This is a genomic window from Ruegeria sp. YKSE079 (assembly GCF_059612845.1).
The window spans coordinates 1-13,771 of the sequence record NZ_JBXWRJ010000021.1; the positions used below are offsets into that span (position 1 = coordinate 1).

The window sequence follows — 13,771 nt, forward strand, 5'->3', positions numbered from 1 at the left end:
TGCTTGGTTCCGGGTTTCTGTCTCATCTCCACTCCTTGATGGTTACGATGAGCCAGAAACCCTCCCTTATCAAATCAACCTAAACTGTCCCATTGGCGCTGACGTCAAACATGTCCCAGTTTCAAGATCTTCACGCCACCGACATAAAGAAGGTCAGAGCTCTTTGATGGCTGGTAATAGAGGCCGTACGTAGTCTTGAAATCGAAGTCGTCCCAATTGTCCTGCTGCAGTCCTAGCTGGCCCGTGATTGCACTCAGGGCCTTCCTAGAGTGCGGATAGATATCGAACTTCATAGACTTTCTCCCGGTGGCAACTCGGCAAGTCTGCAGGGACACAGAATCAATTAGAAATCAAGCCTATGTGCCATGGTCCCTCGCCGAACGTAACGGTATCGCTCTCTTCAGATGAGGAAAAGGCGATGTGCAGATTTCATGGCTGGCCATGAGCACAGGTACTTCCGGCATGTTTGACCAAATGGGGGGAACTGCGCTCCCACCAGTCGCTGCTATCATTGCGGGCATCTGGGAATATGACCAACTGTCAGATCACATCGGAACCACTACTTGTTACGCGAAGCGAAAGCGTACGTTCTTTTTGCATGGCGGTCCTGAGTATCATTTCCAAACCCTTTCGCTCCGACCATAGGTCAATTCCCAAGAGCCTCTGTCCTACCAGAAATAGTGCCAGATCCGTTTCCAGATGCTTGCGCGTTGAGTATCATGCTCCAAACCACGTGTAGGGCTGGGTGTCGTATTGACAGTTGGCTGGTCGGTATAGTGACGAGACTTCGCCTTCTGATCGCGCAATCGTTCTGCCGCCACCTGCTCATCCGTCCACGGTCCAGCTTCAATAACGCGCCCTCGCTTAATCACGTAGTGCGACCGGCAAGCTAACGTCCAGTTCCCAATGGAAGGGTTTAATGACACTGTTTCGCCATCAAAGATCATTTTCCAATCAGTCGGTGTGAACGGTGTAACAACCTCCTCTCCGCACCCGCAGCAACAGCTGTGAGCGGCTGTCCCGTACTCCATCGAGATGTAGAGAATACCTGGCTCAACCATTTCCGGAATATGTTGAACGAAAGTGTGTTCCAGTCGATTATGCCGCATCATTTTGTGTCACCGTTCAATAGCATGTTGCCGTCCGTGGTGTATGTGCTGTGGTATTCCCGCTCCAAGTCTCGATAGAAGCCGCGAAGTTTCTTCCACTTTACGACAGCAAGTACCGCATTCAGCGCGTTCAAGTCCGCAACCTGAATATTTGAAGAATAGAGATCCTTTTCCCCGCCCCCAGAAAAGGACACGCGGCCGTTGTGAACATGACCCCGCATGTCAGGGGTGCTCGCAGTCACGCGGAGAATGCCTCCAAGCGATCCGTCATCAAGCTCAAGGCCCATACCGACATCGATGAACGATGCGCCGATAGTCTCAAGTTTCTCGACGACGAGCCGCTTTTCTTCGCCAGCATCCATCGACAGAAAAGCAAATGTCACGCCGTCGAGTTTGTCCAGATTGGCTGCGCTCATGGCTTCGTCGCAGGCGACGATTCCACGGTGCATCTTGGAATAGGCCGTTTTGAAATAGTCCACCTTCTTAGACACCTCCCGCAACTCCTCAATGGATGCAGCTCCGGGCGCACGAAACGCGTTGTGCTGAAGAAATTCGTCAGGGTCGAACAACCTGATCTCAGAGACTGGAGTTTTGGCAACCAGGTCCAATATGTAACCGCCTGTTCCCCCCAAACCGACAATCGCAATGACATCAGATTTCAGAAGATCGGAAAGCGCGCCAATGCCAACTCGGTCTGAAGCGGTTTCGGTGTAGTTGAAGACACTTTCTTCTTCCGCTTCCGGCTCTTTCATCGTTCTCGGAGTGGCATTGCAATCCACAACCTCAGCCGGACCGGAGAGAATTGCCGCATATGTCGTCATCTTGTGAAAATAGTCGACATACCCGCCCTCTGGTTTGCTTGAGAATGAGTGCTTCGCAGCCAGGCCATTCCCGAGATCAATATTTCGGCTCTGATGCCGGATCTGGTCGATCGGGCGTCCGTCTGCAGTACACGGGTATTCACCGTCAAAGTGAATGACATGCGTATCTGGTCGGCAGGTCTGATCCCCAGCCAATGTCAGGCTGGAGATCAGTGTGCCACTGCGAACATCACGGCTCTTGTCGACGTATGGGACGTTCCGCATCACTAGACAACCGCCCACTACTTGCACGAGGTAACCTTCATTGCGCAGGCGCTTGAGATCGTCATTAAGACTGAACAGTGCGTGTGACATTGAATACAGTCCCCTTCTTTTTGATTTTGACAGAACCACCCGCGGCAAGTTCACCCGCGTGAGGCTTCGAAGCGGCGTGGCGGAACGTCATCGAAAAAATGACATTCGGGTCGTGCGCGCCCGGAAAAGCCAGTTTCACGACTTCCTCAAAAGTCACGTGACGGTCTTCGACCTCACGGGGCCGAGAGTTTACGACAATGATGCAAGTCGCATCTGGGCGCCGCGCAGTGATGAACCGTTCGATCCCGGGCTCATTCAAATCCATCAAATCATCCGGTTCGACGAGTTGGTCGGTCCCGCCGCGTTTCTGGAGGAAAATAGCTTCGTCATCATCGATGTTGGCAAGCTTGTAGAGAGCGGCTCCGGAGATGGCAGGCTTGCCCCACTCGATCTGCCGATTATCAAGCGTCAGTTTGAAATTGCGATCAGTCTGGAACGCGACAAACCGCTCGGCACCCCGTGCCCGAAGGTCGAAAGGTTCATCAAGCCGAATGTCCTCGAAATCACCCGAGGCGAGGATGGCAAAGAGACTGAAATCATCATCCGGATTGCACCCGGCCGCGGCAATGATCTGCCGACCCAGGGGAATCGGGTCCGGAACGTCCAGCTTCCGGAATTTCAGCCCGTCGAGCGCGAAGCGGATACGATAAGCCCGCGCCTTGTGCAGCGGGCGGTCTTCGCGCAGCGCATCAGAAAGATCATCATGATCAGGAATGTCGTCGAGAGTCATCTTGATTTGCTCCTTAGCTTGTGCCGGACCCATGCCCGGCTTCTAAGGGGTCAATCGAAGTGACTTTCGGAGACCGGTAAATTTAGTCGAACTTTTTTTTCAAAATGCCGTCGGGCGTCGGGCCGCACACGAAAAAAGCAGGGCATCCGGGGCAAACCCGCGCCGATGGCTTGGCAGGAAAGCGCCCGGAACGAATGTCCTGGAGATTTTTGGTCAGTTTGTCGCGACGGGTTCCCAGCTTTTTATCCGTCATGTCCATCGGTCGAGTTGTTTCATCAGACAAATGAAGAAACTCGACGTCAGCTCCTGGAAACGCCTGCCGGGCAGCCAGCAAAAACGCTGCTGTTCCAACATCATCCGTTTCCGATTTTCGAAAATGACCAGTCTGGATCTTTCTCACGGCGCGACTTCCGTCCGCTCTCAAAAGGATATCGTCTGGCTCGATTACGAGTTCCTCATCGCCCAGTCGAACCTTCACAGCGGTCGGCGTTTCAGGAGTATGATCACCGCGCGTCGAAAGGAAAAACGAGACCATCGCCACTGCATAGTCCGTGTACTCTCGAACATACCCATTTTGTGAAAGGTCATGGATCGAAAAGGCCTTTGCGACTTGGCCTCGAAGGTCGGCATCAGAAGAAAATGTCGTGTTGCCTGCGATAACCTCCTTCACCACGGCTCGCACGGCTTCGTGCATTTGCATAAACGGTGTAGCAGTGCGGCGCCCGCCCACTTGCAGAACGTGTGTATAGAAAAACCGTCGCGGACAGCGTTCGTAGAGGGAGAGCTGAGCACCGCTGAAACGAATGCGCCCGCTGACCTCGAGCATGACATCAGCCATCTCCGGTACGGCAGCCAACTTGCTGCCGGGTTGGATGGTCTGATGATCAATTCTCGACCCAAGCCGATCGATGAAGCTGGATAGATTTCGCCTGCTGCCGTTTAACTTCTGCGTCGGCGCATAGATCAGAAGCCTGTCGCGTGCACGCGACATCGCAACGTAAAATAGGCACTCTTGCTCTTCCGCCTGTCCGGTTTGAAACGCCTTCAGAGCACTCTTTGTCGTCCCCTCCACCATCCCATCAGGTGGCGGGCACGGTGGAGGTGGAGGCTTTCTTGGGATCGTATCTGCATTCAAGCCCGGCAAATGAACTGTCTCAAACTCAAGACCCTTGGCTCCGTGAATTGTCATCAACCGGACAGCATCAATACCTTGGGCGGCCAACGGCAATTGTCGTAGGTCGCGATCATCACCCAGGCGAACTAATCTGCGCACACGATCCAAAAGCCGCTTGATGGGCCGCCCTTGTCCTGTTGGCTGACTTCTCAGAAAATTTAGAAACTGCCAAATGGCAATTCCCTGCGTACGATGAACCGTCGTTTCAGAAATACTCAAACGCGCAGCAATTCTTGTGCGATCCAGCAACAGGTGCGCAATCACAGCCCAGGGTTCCGATGTGTCATCGAAACCGTCGAATGCAGCCTTGAGATTGGCCAAGCTCATTTGGCCGCATTCTGACAAGCTAGCCGTCAAGTCGGTGTTTTCCAGCCAGTTCTTTGGGTTGCCATCAGAAGACCGCAGATGCCGGTAGATTTTACCCACATCATCGATCGGCATTTTAAAATCACCGATGCAGGCGACCCGTACCAACCCCATTGCCCTCTTGTCGCTTAAAATGGTGAGCAACGACATCAGATCTTTGATTTCGGGGCGTTCGAACAAGCTTCCCAAAAATAGAACTGGAACACCGAGGCGCTCCAGGCTCTGTCCGATTTCCGAGAGCTTTTCATTGCCAGTGCACAGCACCACCTGCTCACGAAAGGCGCACCCATCACGATGGCGCTCTTGAATCGCCTCAGAGATGGCAACAATCTGGTCCGGCGCTTGTGCGACCTTGCGCAGCGTAGAACGGGCACCATTTGAGCCGCGCACGGCCTCAAGACCGCTCTCGGTATCCCCCACGATCATGTCCGCCGCAAAATCGGAGAAGGTATCTACAATCTCTTCCACTGACCTATAGTTCTTCTTCAAGCGTCCCCGTTCGCCGCCTGGGAAATCGCTGACCCCAAAGCGCGCCATGTTGAATGATGACGCGCCCCTGAAGCGGTAGATCGACTGCTTTGCATCTCCAACTGCCCACAGGTTGCGGCCGTCGGGACACAGTGCTGTGAGGAGGCGGACACTGCTTCGATTCACATCCTGATACTCATCGACCAAGATGTGGTCGTATTGGGATCGAAGATGCTCACAAATGTCAGAACGGCTCTCCAACAGTCGAACAGGCATAGAAATAAGGTCACCAAAATCGACGCAGTGAACGTTAGCCTTTAGCCGTTCATATGCCTCATAAACGCGGGCCACTTCCAAAGCCTTCGCGGCAGCAACCCTTTGGTCCTCCGTCGCCGCGGAAGCCGCCATTTCCTCCGCCAAGCCGGCGTAGCGCGCGGGATCGACAACTTCGTCCTTGGCCCTGGAAATCGCCTGAAGAATATCGGAAATGATCTGTGTGGGATCATACAAGTTTCGATAATGGGCGAGGTCCAGACGGGGAAATTCTTCCTCAAGTAGTTCGACCGCCTCAATCCTATCCATCATGCGTGGATCTGTCGGAAGACCCAGTTCGCCATGAAATCGCCGGACAATGTCCAAGCCAAAGGCATGAAAGGTTCCGATCCACATCGCTGTCGCTGCCGAACTGTGCTTGCGTGCAATTCGATCCGCCATTTCGCCTGCCGCCTTATTAGAAAAAGTCAGCAACAAAATGCGACGCGGATCGACGCCTTCTTCCAAGAGTGCATCAACTCGCGCCACGAGCGTCTGGGTCTTCCCCGTTCCAGGTCCCGCTTCCAGAAGATAGGCATTCCCACGATGCGATGCTGCTGCTGCCTGAAGAGCATTCGGTGTCCGCTCCACGGATTCGGTCTCAAGCTCGGAGATAACTTCGGGCAGGAGCAACGCGTCGAACAGTTGTTGGGCGACGACATCAAAGGGCGCCCCGAAACGTTGAGCAATGTCCGATGCAGTTAGCTGCGATTCGAGATGAAGGCTTTTTACGACAGCGCGTGGGAGAAGAAATTCGCGCGCGAAGAGGTCCATTTGAACTTCACGGCGTTGCCTGCGACCGTAGTCAACAACACGTTCCATTCCGATCGGAGAGGGCTCCGCAGCGCGCGTAGGATCAATTTCCGTTGTCTGTTCACCCTCCGCGCCGTCGCCAAGTTCCAAATGACCGATCTCGTGAGCGACCAGAAAAGCCTTCTCGAATGCGGTTCCCGCGTTCTCATGCAAGATCAATCGATCCGCATGTATGACTGTCGCGCGACTGCCCTCGAGCAAGGGAGAACTGGGTGATGTTTCCTCAACATCAAATCCGCGGCGATTGGCTTCGGCGATCGCGAACTCGTACGGTTGCGTGGGATCATGACCATCCGAAACCGCGACTTTGTGCAGTCGAGTCGCAGCCTGTCTTGCGAGTTCTACGCCGTCCACGTCAGTCGCCTTGATCCATAAGCTCTGCGCGTCGTGCGTCTGGAACTCCGGCATCGACGAGGAGCCGCTCGAAAGACACCTTGCCCATGATCTGCGGTTTCGCATCAGCTTTATAGCTGCGAGCCAGCCCAGAGCCCGGTGAAACAGTTAGGCTTTGGGTGAAAGCTGCAACCGTTAGCTGAATAGCGCCTGCAAATTTAGCAAGGAAAGGCCTGGGAACCGTCTCGACATCAACCCGTCGTTCCTTAAACGCTGTGATGACCTGCCTTGGAACATCGAGCGTTCTTGCGAGATGTCGCGATTGATCAACAGATAAGGCAGCCAGCGGATCTGCCGCCGCTTTCGTTTCCAACGGAGCAAACTGTCGCCAAGCATCATCGATAAGTCGACTTTCGGACGCCCTAAGTGGACCTGAGTCGCTCTCAGGACTTCGCGAGAGCTCTCTCGCGAGGTCGATCAGCTCATTGGAGTACTCGGGGTAGTCTTTCAGATATCGTTCAATCGTCAGCCGATCGTGCCGAGGTTCGACCGCCAATGCGTTGAGCACATCTTCCTTTGATGGTCGGTTTTTGTCGGCGCTCACTGGTCATCTCCATTCAGAGCTTCGCGTAAAGCCGCAAAAGCCTTGTCGCGATGTGTCCTGATGGTCTTTTCTGACTTTCCAAGTGCCTTTGCTATTGTAACTATGTTGGGGTCTTTTGAGTCTATCGGAATTCCTTCTCTCAGCATCTGGATGATCCTCATTTGTCTTCTTGGTAAAGTGTCAATCGCCGCTTCCCATCGGGACCGGTAATCTGGGTCGTCGATTTCTAGCGCTTCGCTCAGATCAAAACTCCCTGCGGCACGTTCGACTTCCTCGGAGAGTTCGCCTGTTTCCGTGTCGTATTCGAGCGGTGCAGACCGGTTTTCCTCGCGCCATGCCTGCTCTTGTGCGTCTCGCCTTAAGCTGGCCAACGCTCCGTCAAACCGGACCTCAAAGTAATCAAGCTTGTCCGAACCGGATGTACGGTCCAGAGACAATAGCTCCACAAACCTGCCAAAGACCCTATCTCGTATAGCTAGATTGGTAAGCGACGCTGTCTTACCCCCACTGACACCTTCGCGCGGAAGTGCCCTCAGCACTCTCTCAGCGAGTATTTTAAAAAGCCGCTCAAACCACGCTTCAGTGTTGTCTTCGCGGCTGTTCCGAATGAAATACACCAAGCACTCGCTTGGTACGTAGTTCGGATCTGTTTTTCTCGACACTGAAATACGTTCGATCAGCTCATCTCGCGACACTGCGGATAGCTCGCCCAATCGCTCCTCGATCTTCGCGTCGCGCGTGTACAGCTCACCTGTCAATCGCCGTTTGGTCAGTGGTCTGACCTCAATGCTCGATTGCAAAATCGGAACCTCCAAGTCTTTCGCGGTATTAGAGCCCTATAGCGTAGGTCCGGACTCATCTACAGCTTCAATCTCGAATAACATTCGAAGAGGGTATTTATTTAGGCCGCCATTTCAACTCGCTAAGGAAGTATTTCGATAGGAGGAGCATGCAATCTGGCCGTAGGCTAGGTTTCTGCGCTGAACGCCCGGTCAGAGGCAAATTCTCTGACAGTAAAGGCAGGCCTATCTGGTGCTTTTCAGCTAGGATTTGGTGGAGCCTAGGGGAGTCGAACCCCTGACCTCTTGCATGCCATGCAAGCGCTCTCCCAACTGAGCTAAGGCCCCATGCCGTACCGCCTGTGCGGTGGACGGACGTTTATGCAACGCCGGTGAAGAGTGCAAGCCAAAAATACACCGATCAGGCCAAAATCTTCGGGCGTTGACCCCGTGCGACCCAACGGTCGTGCGGGTGCGGCGCGGGGCATTGCTGCCCCGTGCGGCGGTTCAGGACTCGTCGTCCGACGACACGTCGGTGATGTCGTCCAGCGAGACGCTGTCGTCGTCATCGTCATCGTCGAGCAGATCGTCGTCGAGATCGACATCCACGGCGTCGTCATCGTCGAGAAGATCGTCATCCGATACGGCTTCGCGGGCCTTGACCGATGCGGCATCTTCGGCATCGGCGGCGATCATCCGGCTCTTGCCGGTGTCCAGTTCCACGATCTCGCCCGTATAGGGGCTGACAATCGGGTTCTTGTTCAGGTCATAAAACCGTTTGCCTGTTGTCGGGCAAACGCGCTTTACACCCCATTCTTCCTTGGGCATGTGGAATCCCCTTGATATCTGCTGAGTCGTGTTGACGATTCAGGTCACCTGCCACATGCGGTAGGGACTGTCAAAGCCTTTACGCAAAAGGGGGCGCATCTTGGGACGACATGCATTGCCAGGGCATCCCGCCGTGCCGCTGACGCTGCGGCGTTCGGCGCGGGCGCGGCGTATCAGCCTTCGGATTTCCCAACTGGACGGGCGGGTTACGCTGACCCTGCCCACCGGTATCCCCGAGGCAGAGGCACTGGATTTCGCCCGCGCGAAGGAAGGCTGGATTCGCCAGCATCTTGAGAAACGCCCCGACCATGTGGCACTGCACTACGGGCAGGACATCCCGGTCGAGGGCAGCTTGCGGCGAATCGTGCCCGCCACCGGGCGGCGGGTGGAGTTGCGGGCGAACGAAATCGCCGTTCCCGAGGGCCGGGCAGAGCGCCGCCTGTTGCGATACCTTCAGGAACTGGCCCGCGACCGGCTGACCGGGGCCTGTGACGACTATGCCGCCATGATTGGCCGGCGCTACGTGCGGCTGACATTGCGGGACACGCGCTCGCGCTGGGGATCGTGCAACTCCGAAGGGGCGCTCATGTTTTCGTGGCGGCTGATCCTCGCCCCGCCCGACGTGCTGCACTATGTTGCCGCGCACGAAGTGGCGCATCTGGCCGAGATGAATCACTCTCGCGCGTTCTGGGCCCAGGTCGAGCGGATCTTTGGCCCGTATGACGCTCCCCGAAATTGGCTGCGCGACAATGGCAACAGCCTGCATCGTTATCGTTTCGACGCAGGTGTGAGTTGACCTTGGGCGAATTTGTGATCACATGAACGGATGTTGAGCGCACGCCAGACCGACATCCAATCCGCCACGCATGACCGGATCTACCGGGTCCTGCGGTCGCGGATCATGCATGGCGAAATCCCTCCGGGGCACGCCTTGACCCTGCGCGGGATCGGCAAGGAATTCGGTGTCTCGATGACGCCTGCGCGCGAAGCGGTGCGGCGCCTTGCCGCCGAAGGCGCGTTGTTCCTGTCCTCTTCGGGCCGGGTCTCGACGCCAGAGCTGACCAACGACCGGATCGAGGAGCTGGCCGCCCTGCGCGCCCTGCTCGAGGTGGAACTGGCCAGCCGCGCCCTGCCGCGTGCGCATATGGCGCTGATCGACCGGTTGCAGGCGATCAACATGAACGTGGCCGAAATGGTCACCAAGCGTGACGGGGTGGGTTATATCCGCGCCAATCTGGAATTTCACCGCACGCTCTATCTGCGGGCGCAGGCGCCGGCGATGCTGGCCATTGCCGAAACCGTCTGGCTACAGCTTGGCCCGACCATGCGCGCGCTTTACGGGCGGCTGCAACGTACCGATACGCCGCATTATCACCGGCTGATCATCGCCGCGCTCAAGGCAGGCGACGAACCGGGGTTGCGTTTGGCGGTCCGTTCCGACGTCACCCAGGGGTTGCGGCTGCTGGTCACCTGACCGACAGCATTCAGGGCTTTGTGGCGATCTGGCTGACATAGGACATGAAGCCGAAAAACCTGTTGGCCTGCAGCCGCTGCCGCGCCTCCGCTTTCAGGGCCGCCGCCGTTTCCGGGAACAACAATCCGGTCTCGGCCATCCTGTCCGCGCCCCGGTCAATTACCGTCATGAAATACCCGGCCTCGCCTTCGGCCACATATCCATGCCCTTGTCGCGTGCCTGGCTCGAACCCTGCATGCGTCAGCAGATCGCCCACCTGACGCATGATCCACAGGTTGGTGACATTCTGGTTGATCATGAACCGGACGATCTGGTCCAAAGGGTCGTAATCGCCGATCTGGGCCGTGGCGGTGTCGTAATCCCCATCACAGATCGCCAGCACGCCGCCCGGCCTGAGGATGCGGAATGCCTCGGCAATCGCATCGCGAGGGGTGGGGACATGACATAACAGCGTGTGCATCAAGACCATGTCCACGGATGCGTCCTGCAACCCGGTGTCTCTGGCATCACCGGTCTGGAAACTCAGGTTCGGCTCGGCCGCGAACTGCGCGCGCGCCCGCTCGACCATGACCGGTGAGGGCTCGATCCCCAACGCGCTGGCGGCCCCGGCAACCTTGATCAGGTCGTGTGTCACATGGCCGGTACCCGACCCCAGTTCCACCGCAAAAGCGCCGGACGGCAGTTTCATCCCGCGCAGATAAGCTTCGCGTATCGCGACCTGCGACGGGTCAAGACAACGCGCCTCCATCGCATCCGCGATCGTGGATTGAACGGCGTGGTCCTGCGCTGCGAGGTTGGAATACGGATCTGACATGGCGCTCCCCGGTCTCTTTTCTGTCCGGTCAGTGTCACTCGAATCGGCCAAATCTCCAAATTCACCCGCGCCGGTCACCTCAGCCGGCGCAGCGAATGGCGGACAGGGCTTGGATGATGTCCCTATCTGAGACATTATCCTTCGAACAATAGGGGAGAGAGACCATGACACACTTCACCCGCCGCGGCGCCTTGGGATTGATGGGGGGCGCGGCGGCGCTGCCCGCCTTGGGAACTCCGGCCCTTGCCAACACCAAGATGACGGTCGGCGCGTTGCGCTTTACCAGCCATGCCGCGTCTTTTGTTGCCTACGAGCGCGGCTATTTCTCGGACGAGGGGCTGGATATCGAGTTCCGCTTTTTCGAGGCGGCGCAACCGATGGCGGTGGCGATTGCCAGCGGCGATGCGGATTATGCGGTGACGGCGATCTCGGGTGGTTTGATCAGCCTTGCCGAAAAAGGCGCAACCAGGGTGATCGGCGGCGCTCTCAGCGAAGAGCAGGGCATCGACGGCCAGATGATCCTGGCCTCGAATGCCGCTTACGAGGCCGGCTTGACCAGCCCGGCGGCGCTGGACGGCAAGAAATTCGCGGTCACGCAACCGGGATCGTCCTTTCACTACATGGGGTCCAGGATCGCGGCCGCCGAGGGTGTCTCGGTCAGCTTCACCCCGCTGCAGAAGGTCGGCGCGATCATTGGCGCGATGAAATCGGGGCAGGTGGATGCATGGTCGATCGTACCCCACATCGCCAAGGCTCTGGCAGGTGGTGGTGCGGTTCAGGTGATCGGCAATGTTGCCGACTACATCCCCGACTATCAGGTCACGACCGTGTTCACTTCGGCAGACAATGCCGCCAACGAACGCGCCCAGACCGAGGCTTTCCTGCGCGCCTTTTCGCGCGGGGCGGATGATTTCAACGCCGCGCTGGTCGACAGCACAGCCGGTGACGAAGCCGCCGAGGACATGGTGCAGCTGATCCACAAATACGTCTACACCGACCGCCCCTATGAAAAGGCCGCACCGTCGATCCGCAACGGCGCGATGCGTATCAATCAGGGCGCGGCGCTGAACATGACCTCGGTCGAGGACCAGTTGAGCTGGTTCAAGTCCGAAGGGCTGATCAAGCCGGAGATCACCAGCGAAGTTCTGGTTGATCCGTCATATGTCCAGATGATCTGAGCGGACCGGGCGGGGCCACCCGCCCGATTTCTTCATGGAACTGACAATCCGGAACCTGACGCACCGCTATGGTGACATGCTGGTGCTTGACGATGTCTCGCTGCACATCCCTGCGGGTGAAATCCTGTGCGTGGTCGGCCCCTCGGGCTGCGGCAAGTCAACCTTGCTGCGGATGATCGGCGGACTGGAGCAGCCGGACCAGGGGCAGGTGTTGCAATCGGGCGAGGTTCCCGACGGATGCCTCAACCCCCTGACTTTCGTGTTTCAGGACTTTGCCCTGCTGCCGTGGCGCAGCGTGGCGGGGAACATTTCACTGGTGCTGGAGGATCACCGGCTGCCGTCGCGAGTTGTACAAAATGGCATATCGGATGTTCTGGAGCGTACAAAACTGACAGATTTCGCAAATGCACTGCCCAGACAGTTGTCCGGCGGCATGAAGCAGCGCGTCGCAATCGCGCGCGCACTGGCGGTCAACCCGGCGGTTCTGCTGCTCGATGAACCGCTGTCCGCGCTGGACGCGCAGACCCGCGAACTGTTGATGGAAGACCTGATTTCACTGTGGTCACGGCAGCCATTCACAGCCGTATATGTCACCCATAACCTGGCCGAGGCGGTGCGTCTGGGTCACCGCATCGCAGTCCTGTCGCGCCGCCCCGGACGGGTGCGCGAAGTGATCGCTATCGACACGCCGCTGACCGAAAGAGGGGCCGGAGATTCCGACCTCGAAGCGCTGCAAAAGCGGCTCTGGGACCTGATGCGCGAAGAGGCGCTGGCGGCGGATCAGGAGTTGGCCGATGCCTGACGCCTCACGCCCTGTCCCGTTTCGCGGCGGTGGCTTTTCGCCGGTTTCAAAACGCGGTGCAGGAGCTGCGGTTTTCATTGTATTGCTTATACTTATCGAATGGGGAACGCGGGCTGGCTGGATCTCGAACCTGACCCTTCCGCGCCCCTCGGACGTGGGGGCCACGTTGATGGAACTGGCCCGTTCAGGCGCGTTGTGGACGCATCTGCTTCCCTCGGTGACGCGGCTTCTTGTGGGGTCGGCGATGGGTGTAAGCGCAGGGATCTGCGTTGGTGTCTTGATCGGTCTGTTTTCTTACGTGCGGGCCGGGCTGGTGCCTTTGGTGGCCGCGATTTTTCCAATCCCCAAGATCGCGCTGCTGCCGCTTTTCGTGATCTGGTTCGGTATCGACGAGGGGTCTAAATACGCCCTGATCGCGCTGGGCACCTTCACGCCTACGGTGGTCTCCACCTATGGCGCGGTGGACAATGTCGACCGCAACCTGATCCGCATGGGGCAAAGCTTTGGCCTTGGCTGGAACAGCATCGTCCGCAAGATCGTCCTGCCCGGCGCACTACCCGGAATCCTGTCCGGACTGCGCGTTTCACTGGCAATCGGCATCATTCTCTTGGTCGCAGCCGAGATGCTGGGCGCCGAATTTGGCATCGGCGCCTACATCCTTCAGGCAGGCGCGCTGTATGACCTTGAGCGACTTTTTGCCGGAGTTGTCATTCTGTCGGCGCTGGGCATTCTGACGAGCTGGGCCATCGGGCTTTTGGAAAAACGCCTTCTGGCGTGGCGCAGTTGATCGCTGTATTCTGGGGCAAAGGCAA

At 57.3% G+C, this 13,771-nt stretch carries 13 protein-coding genes and 1 tRNA gene; 5 read left to right on the forward strand and 9 right to left on the reverse strand.

From position 1 onward, the window contains the following. Positions 1-668: 668 nt before the first annotated feature. The 8 genes from AC2FMY_RS17380 to AC2FMY_RS17415 all read right to left on the reverse strand — a co-directional run bounded on the left by AC2FMY_RS17380 (position 669) and on the right by AC2FMY_RS17415 (position 8,691). The gene (locus AC2FMY_RS17380; RefSeq protein WP_496807790.1) at positions 669-1,112 is read right to left on the reverse strand and encodes a ubiquitination-like system serine protease family protein; all 444 of its coding nucleotides are present in this window, start codon (positions 1,110-1,112) and stop codon (positions 669-671) included. Beyond that, positions 1,109-2,284, reverse strand: a complete 1,176-nt coding sequence (locus AC2FMY_RS17385; RefSeq protein ID WP_496807791.1) for a ThiF family adenylyltransferase — start codon at positions 2,282-2,284, stop codon at positions 1,109-1,111. Before AC2FMY_RS17385 ends, AC2FMY_RS17380 begins: the two co-directional genes overlap by 4 nt. Then, the gene (locus AC2FMY_RS17390) at positions 2,259-3,047 is read right to left on the reverse strand and encodes a multiubiquitin domain-containing protein (protein WP_496807792.1); all 789 of its coding nucleotides are present in this window, start codon (positions 3,045-3,047) and stop codon (positions 2,259-2,261) included. The genes AC2FMY_RS17385 and AC2FMY_RS17390 overlap by 26 nt, the downstream gene beginning before the upstream one ends. A 49-nt stretch (positions 3,048-3,096) precedes the next feature. Continuing rightward, on the reverse strand, positions 3,097-6,501 hold the full coding sequence (locus AC2FMY_RS17395; protein ID WP_496807793.1) for a UvrD-helicase domain-containing protein: 3,405 nt from the start codon (positions 6,499-6,501) through the stop codon (positions 3,097-3,099). 1 nt (position 6,502) lies between these two features. Then, positions 6,503-7,084, reverse strand: a complete 582-nt coding sequence (locus AC2FMY_RS17400; protein ID WP_260101131.1) for a hypothetical protein — start codon at positions 7,082-7,084, stop codon at positions 6,503-6,505. Then, complete coding sequence (locus AC2FMY_RS17405) at positions 7,081-7,842, reverse strand: sigma factor-like helix-turn-helix DNA-binding protein (protein WP_496807794.1); 762 nt, start codon at positions 7,840-7,842, stop codon at positions 7,081-7,083. The genes AC2FMY_RS17400 and AC2FMY_RS17405 overlap by 4 nt, the downstream gene beginning before the upstream one ends. A 293-nt stretch (positions 7,843-8,135) precedes the next feature. Continuing rightward, positions 8,136-8,211: transfer RNA gene (locus AC2FMY_RS17410), tRNA-Ala, on the reverse strand. A gap of 159 nt (positions 8,212-8,370) precedes the next feature. Beyond that, positions 8,371-8,691 carry a TIGR02300 family protein gene (locus AC2FMY_RS17415; RefSeq protein WP_480751465.1) on the reverse strand — a complete coding sequence of 107 codons (321 nt, stop codon included), beginning with the start codon at positions 8,689-8,691 and terminating at the stop codon, positions 8,371-8,373. A 100-nt stretch (positions 8,692-8,791) separates the two neighbouring features. Between AC2FMY_RS17415 and AC2FMY_RS17420 the strand changes: the two genes are divergently transcribed. After that, on the forward strand, positions 8,792-9,487 hold the full coding sequence (locus AC2FMY_RS17420; RefSeq protein WP_496807795.1) for a M48 family metallopeptidase: 696 nt from the start codon (positions 8,792-8,794) through the stop codon (positions 9,485-9,487). 33 nt (positions 9,488-9,520) lie between these two features. Further along, positions 9,521-10,165: a GntR family transcriptional regulator gene (locus tag AC2FMY_RS17425; protein ID WP_496748123.1), complete on the forward strand. Its 645-nt coding sequence runs from the start codon at positions 9,521-9,523 to the stop codon at positions 10,163-10,165. A 10-nt stretch (positions 10,166-10,175) separates the two neighbouring features. Here AC2FMY_RS17425 and AC2FMY_RS17430 read toward each other — a convergent pair whose 3' ends face one another. Then, positions 10,176-10,979, reverse strand: coding sequence for a methyltransferase domain-containing protein (locus tag AC2FMY_RS17430; RefSeq protein ID WP_496807796.1), 804 nt, complete (start codon positions 10,977-10,979; stop codon positions 10,176-10,178). A gap of 164 nt (positions 10,980-11,143) precedes the next feature. Here AC2FMY_RS17430 and AC2FMY_RS17435 point away from each other — a divergent pair, with 164 nt between their 5' ends. Genes AC2FMY_RS17435 through AC2FMY_RS17445 form a run of 3 tightly spaced genes read left to right on the forward strand, consistent with a single transcriptional unit; the run spans position 11,144 to position 13,746 of the window. Further along, on the forward strand, positions 11,144-12,157 hold the full coding sequence (locus AC2FMY_RS17435) for an ABC transporter substrate-binding protein (RefSeq protein ID WP_496807797.1): 1,014 nt from the start codon (positions 11,144-11,146) through the stop codon (positions 12,155-12,157). Between the two features lie 34 nt (positions 12,158-12,191). After that, positions 12,192-12,959, forward strand: coding sequence for an ABC transporter ATP-binding protein (locus AC2FMY_RS17440; protein ID WP_496807798.1), 768 nt, complete (start codon positions 12,192-12,194; stop codon positions 12,957-12,959). Continuing rightward, positions 12,952-13,746, forward strand: a complete 795-nt coding sequence (locus AC2FMY_RS17445) for an ABC transporter permease (RefSeq protein WP_496807799.1) — start codon at positions 12,952-12,954, stop codon at positions 13,744-13,746. The genes AC2FMY_RS17440 and AC2FMY_RS17445 overlap by 8 nt, the downstream gene beginning before the upstream one ends. Positions 13,747-13,771: the final 25 nt, after the last annotated feature.

Bases quoted from the DNA above. Each gene is read 5' to 3' on its own strand.
- AC2FMY_RS17440 (WP_496807798.1), top strand. From the start codon at position 12,192: ATGGAACTGACAATCCGGAACCTGACGCACCGCTATGGTGACATGCTG.
- AC2FMY_RS17380 (WP_496807790.1), bottom strand. From the start codon at position 1,112: ATGATGCGGCATAATCGACTGGAACACACTTTCGTTCAACATATTCCG.
- AC2FMY_RS17435 (WP_496807797.1), top strand. From the start codon at position 11,144: ATGACACACTTCACCCGCCGCGGCGCCTTGGGATTGATGGGGGGCGCG.
- AC2FMY_RS17385 (WP_496807791.1), bottom strand. From the start codon at position 2,284: ATGTCACACGCACTGTTCAGTCTTAATGACGATCTCAAGCGCCTGCGC.
- AC2FMY_RS17430 (WP_496807796.1), bottom strand. From the start codon at position 10,979: ATGTCAGATCCGTATTCCAACCTCGCAGCGCAGGACCACGCCGTTCAA.
- AC2FMY_RS17390 (WP_496807792.1), bottom strand. From the start codon at position 3,047: ATGGGTCCGGCACAAGCTAAGGAGCAAATCAAGATGACTCTCGACGAC.
- AC2FMY_RS17415 (WP_480751465.1), bottom strand. From the start codon at position 8,691: ATGCCCAAGGAAGAATGGGGTGTAAAGCGCGTTTGCCCGACAACAGGC.
- AC2FMY_RS17445 (WP_496807799.1), top strand. From the start codon at position 12,952: ATGCCTGACGCCTCACGCCCTGTCCCGTTTCGCGGCGGTGGCTTTTCG.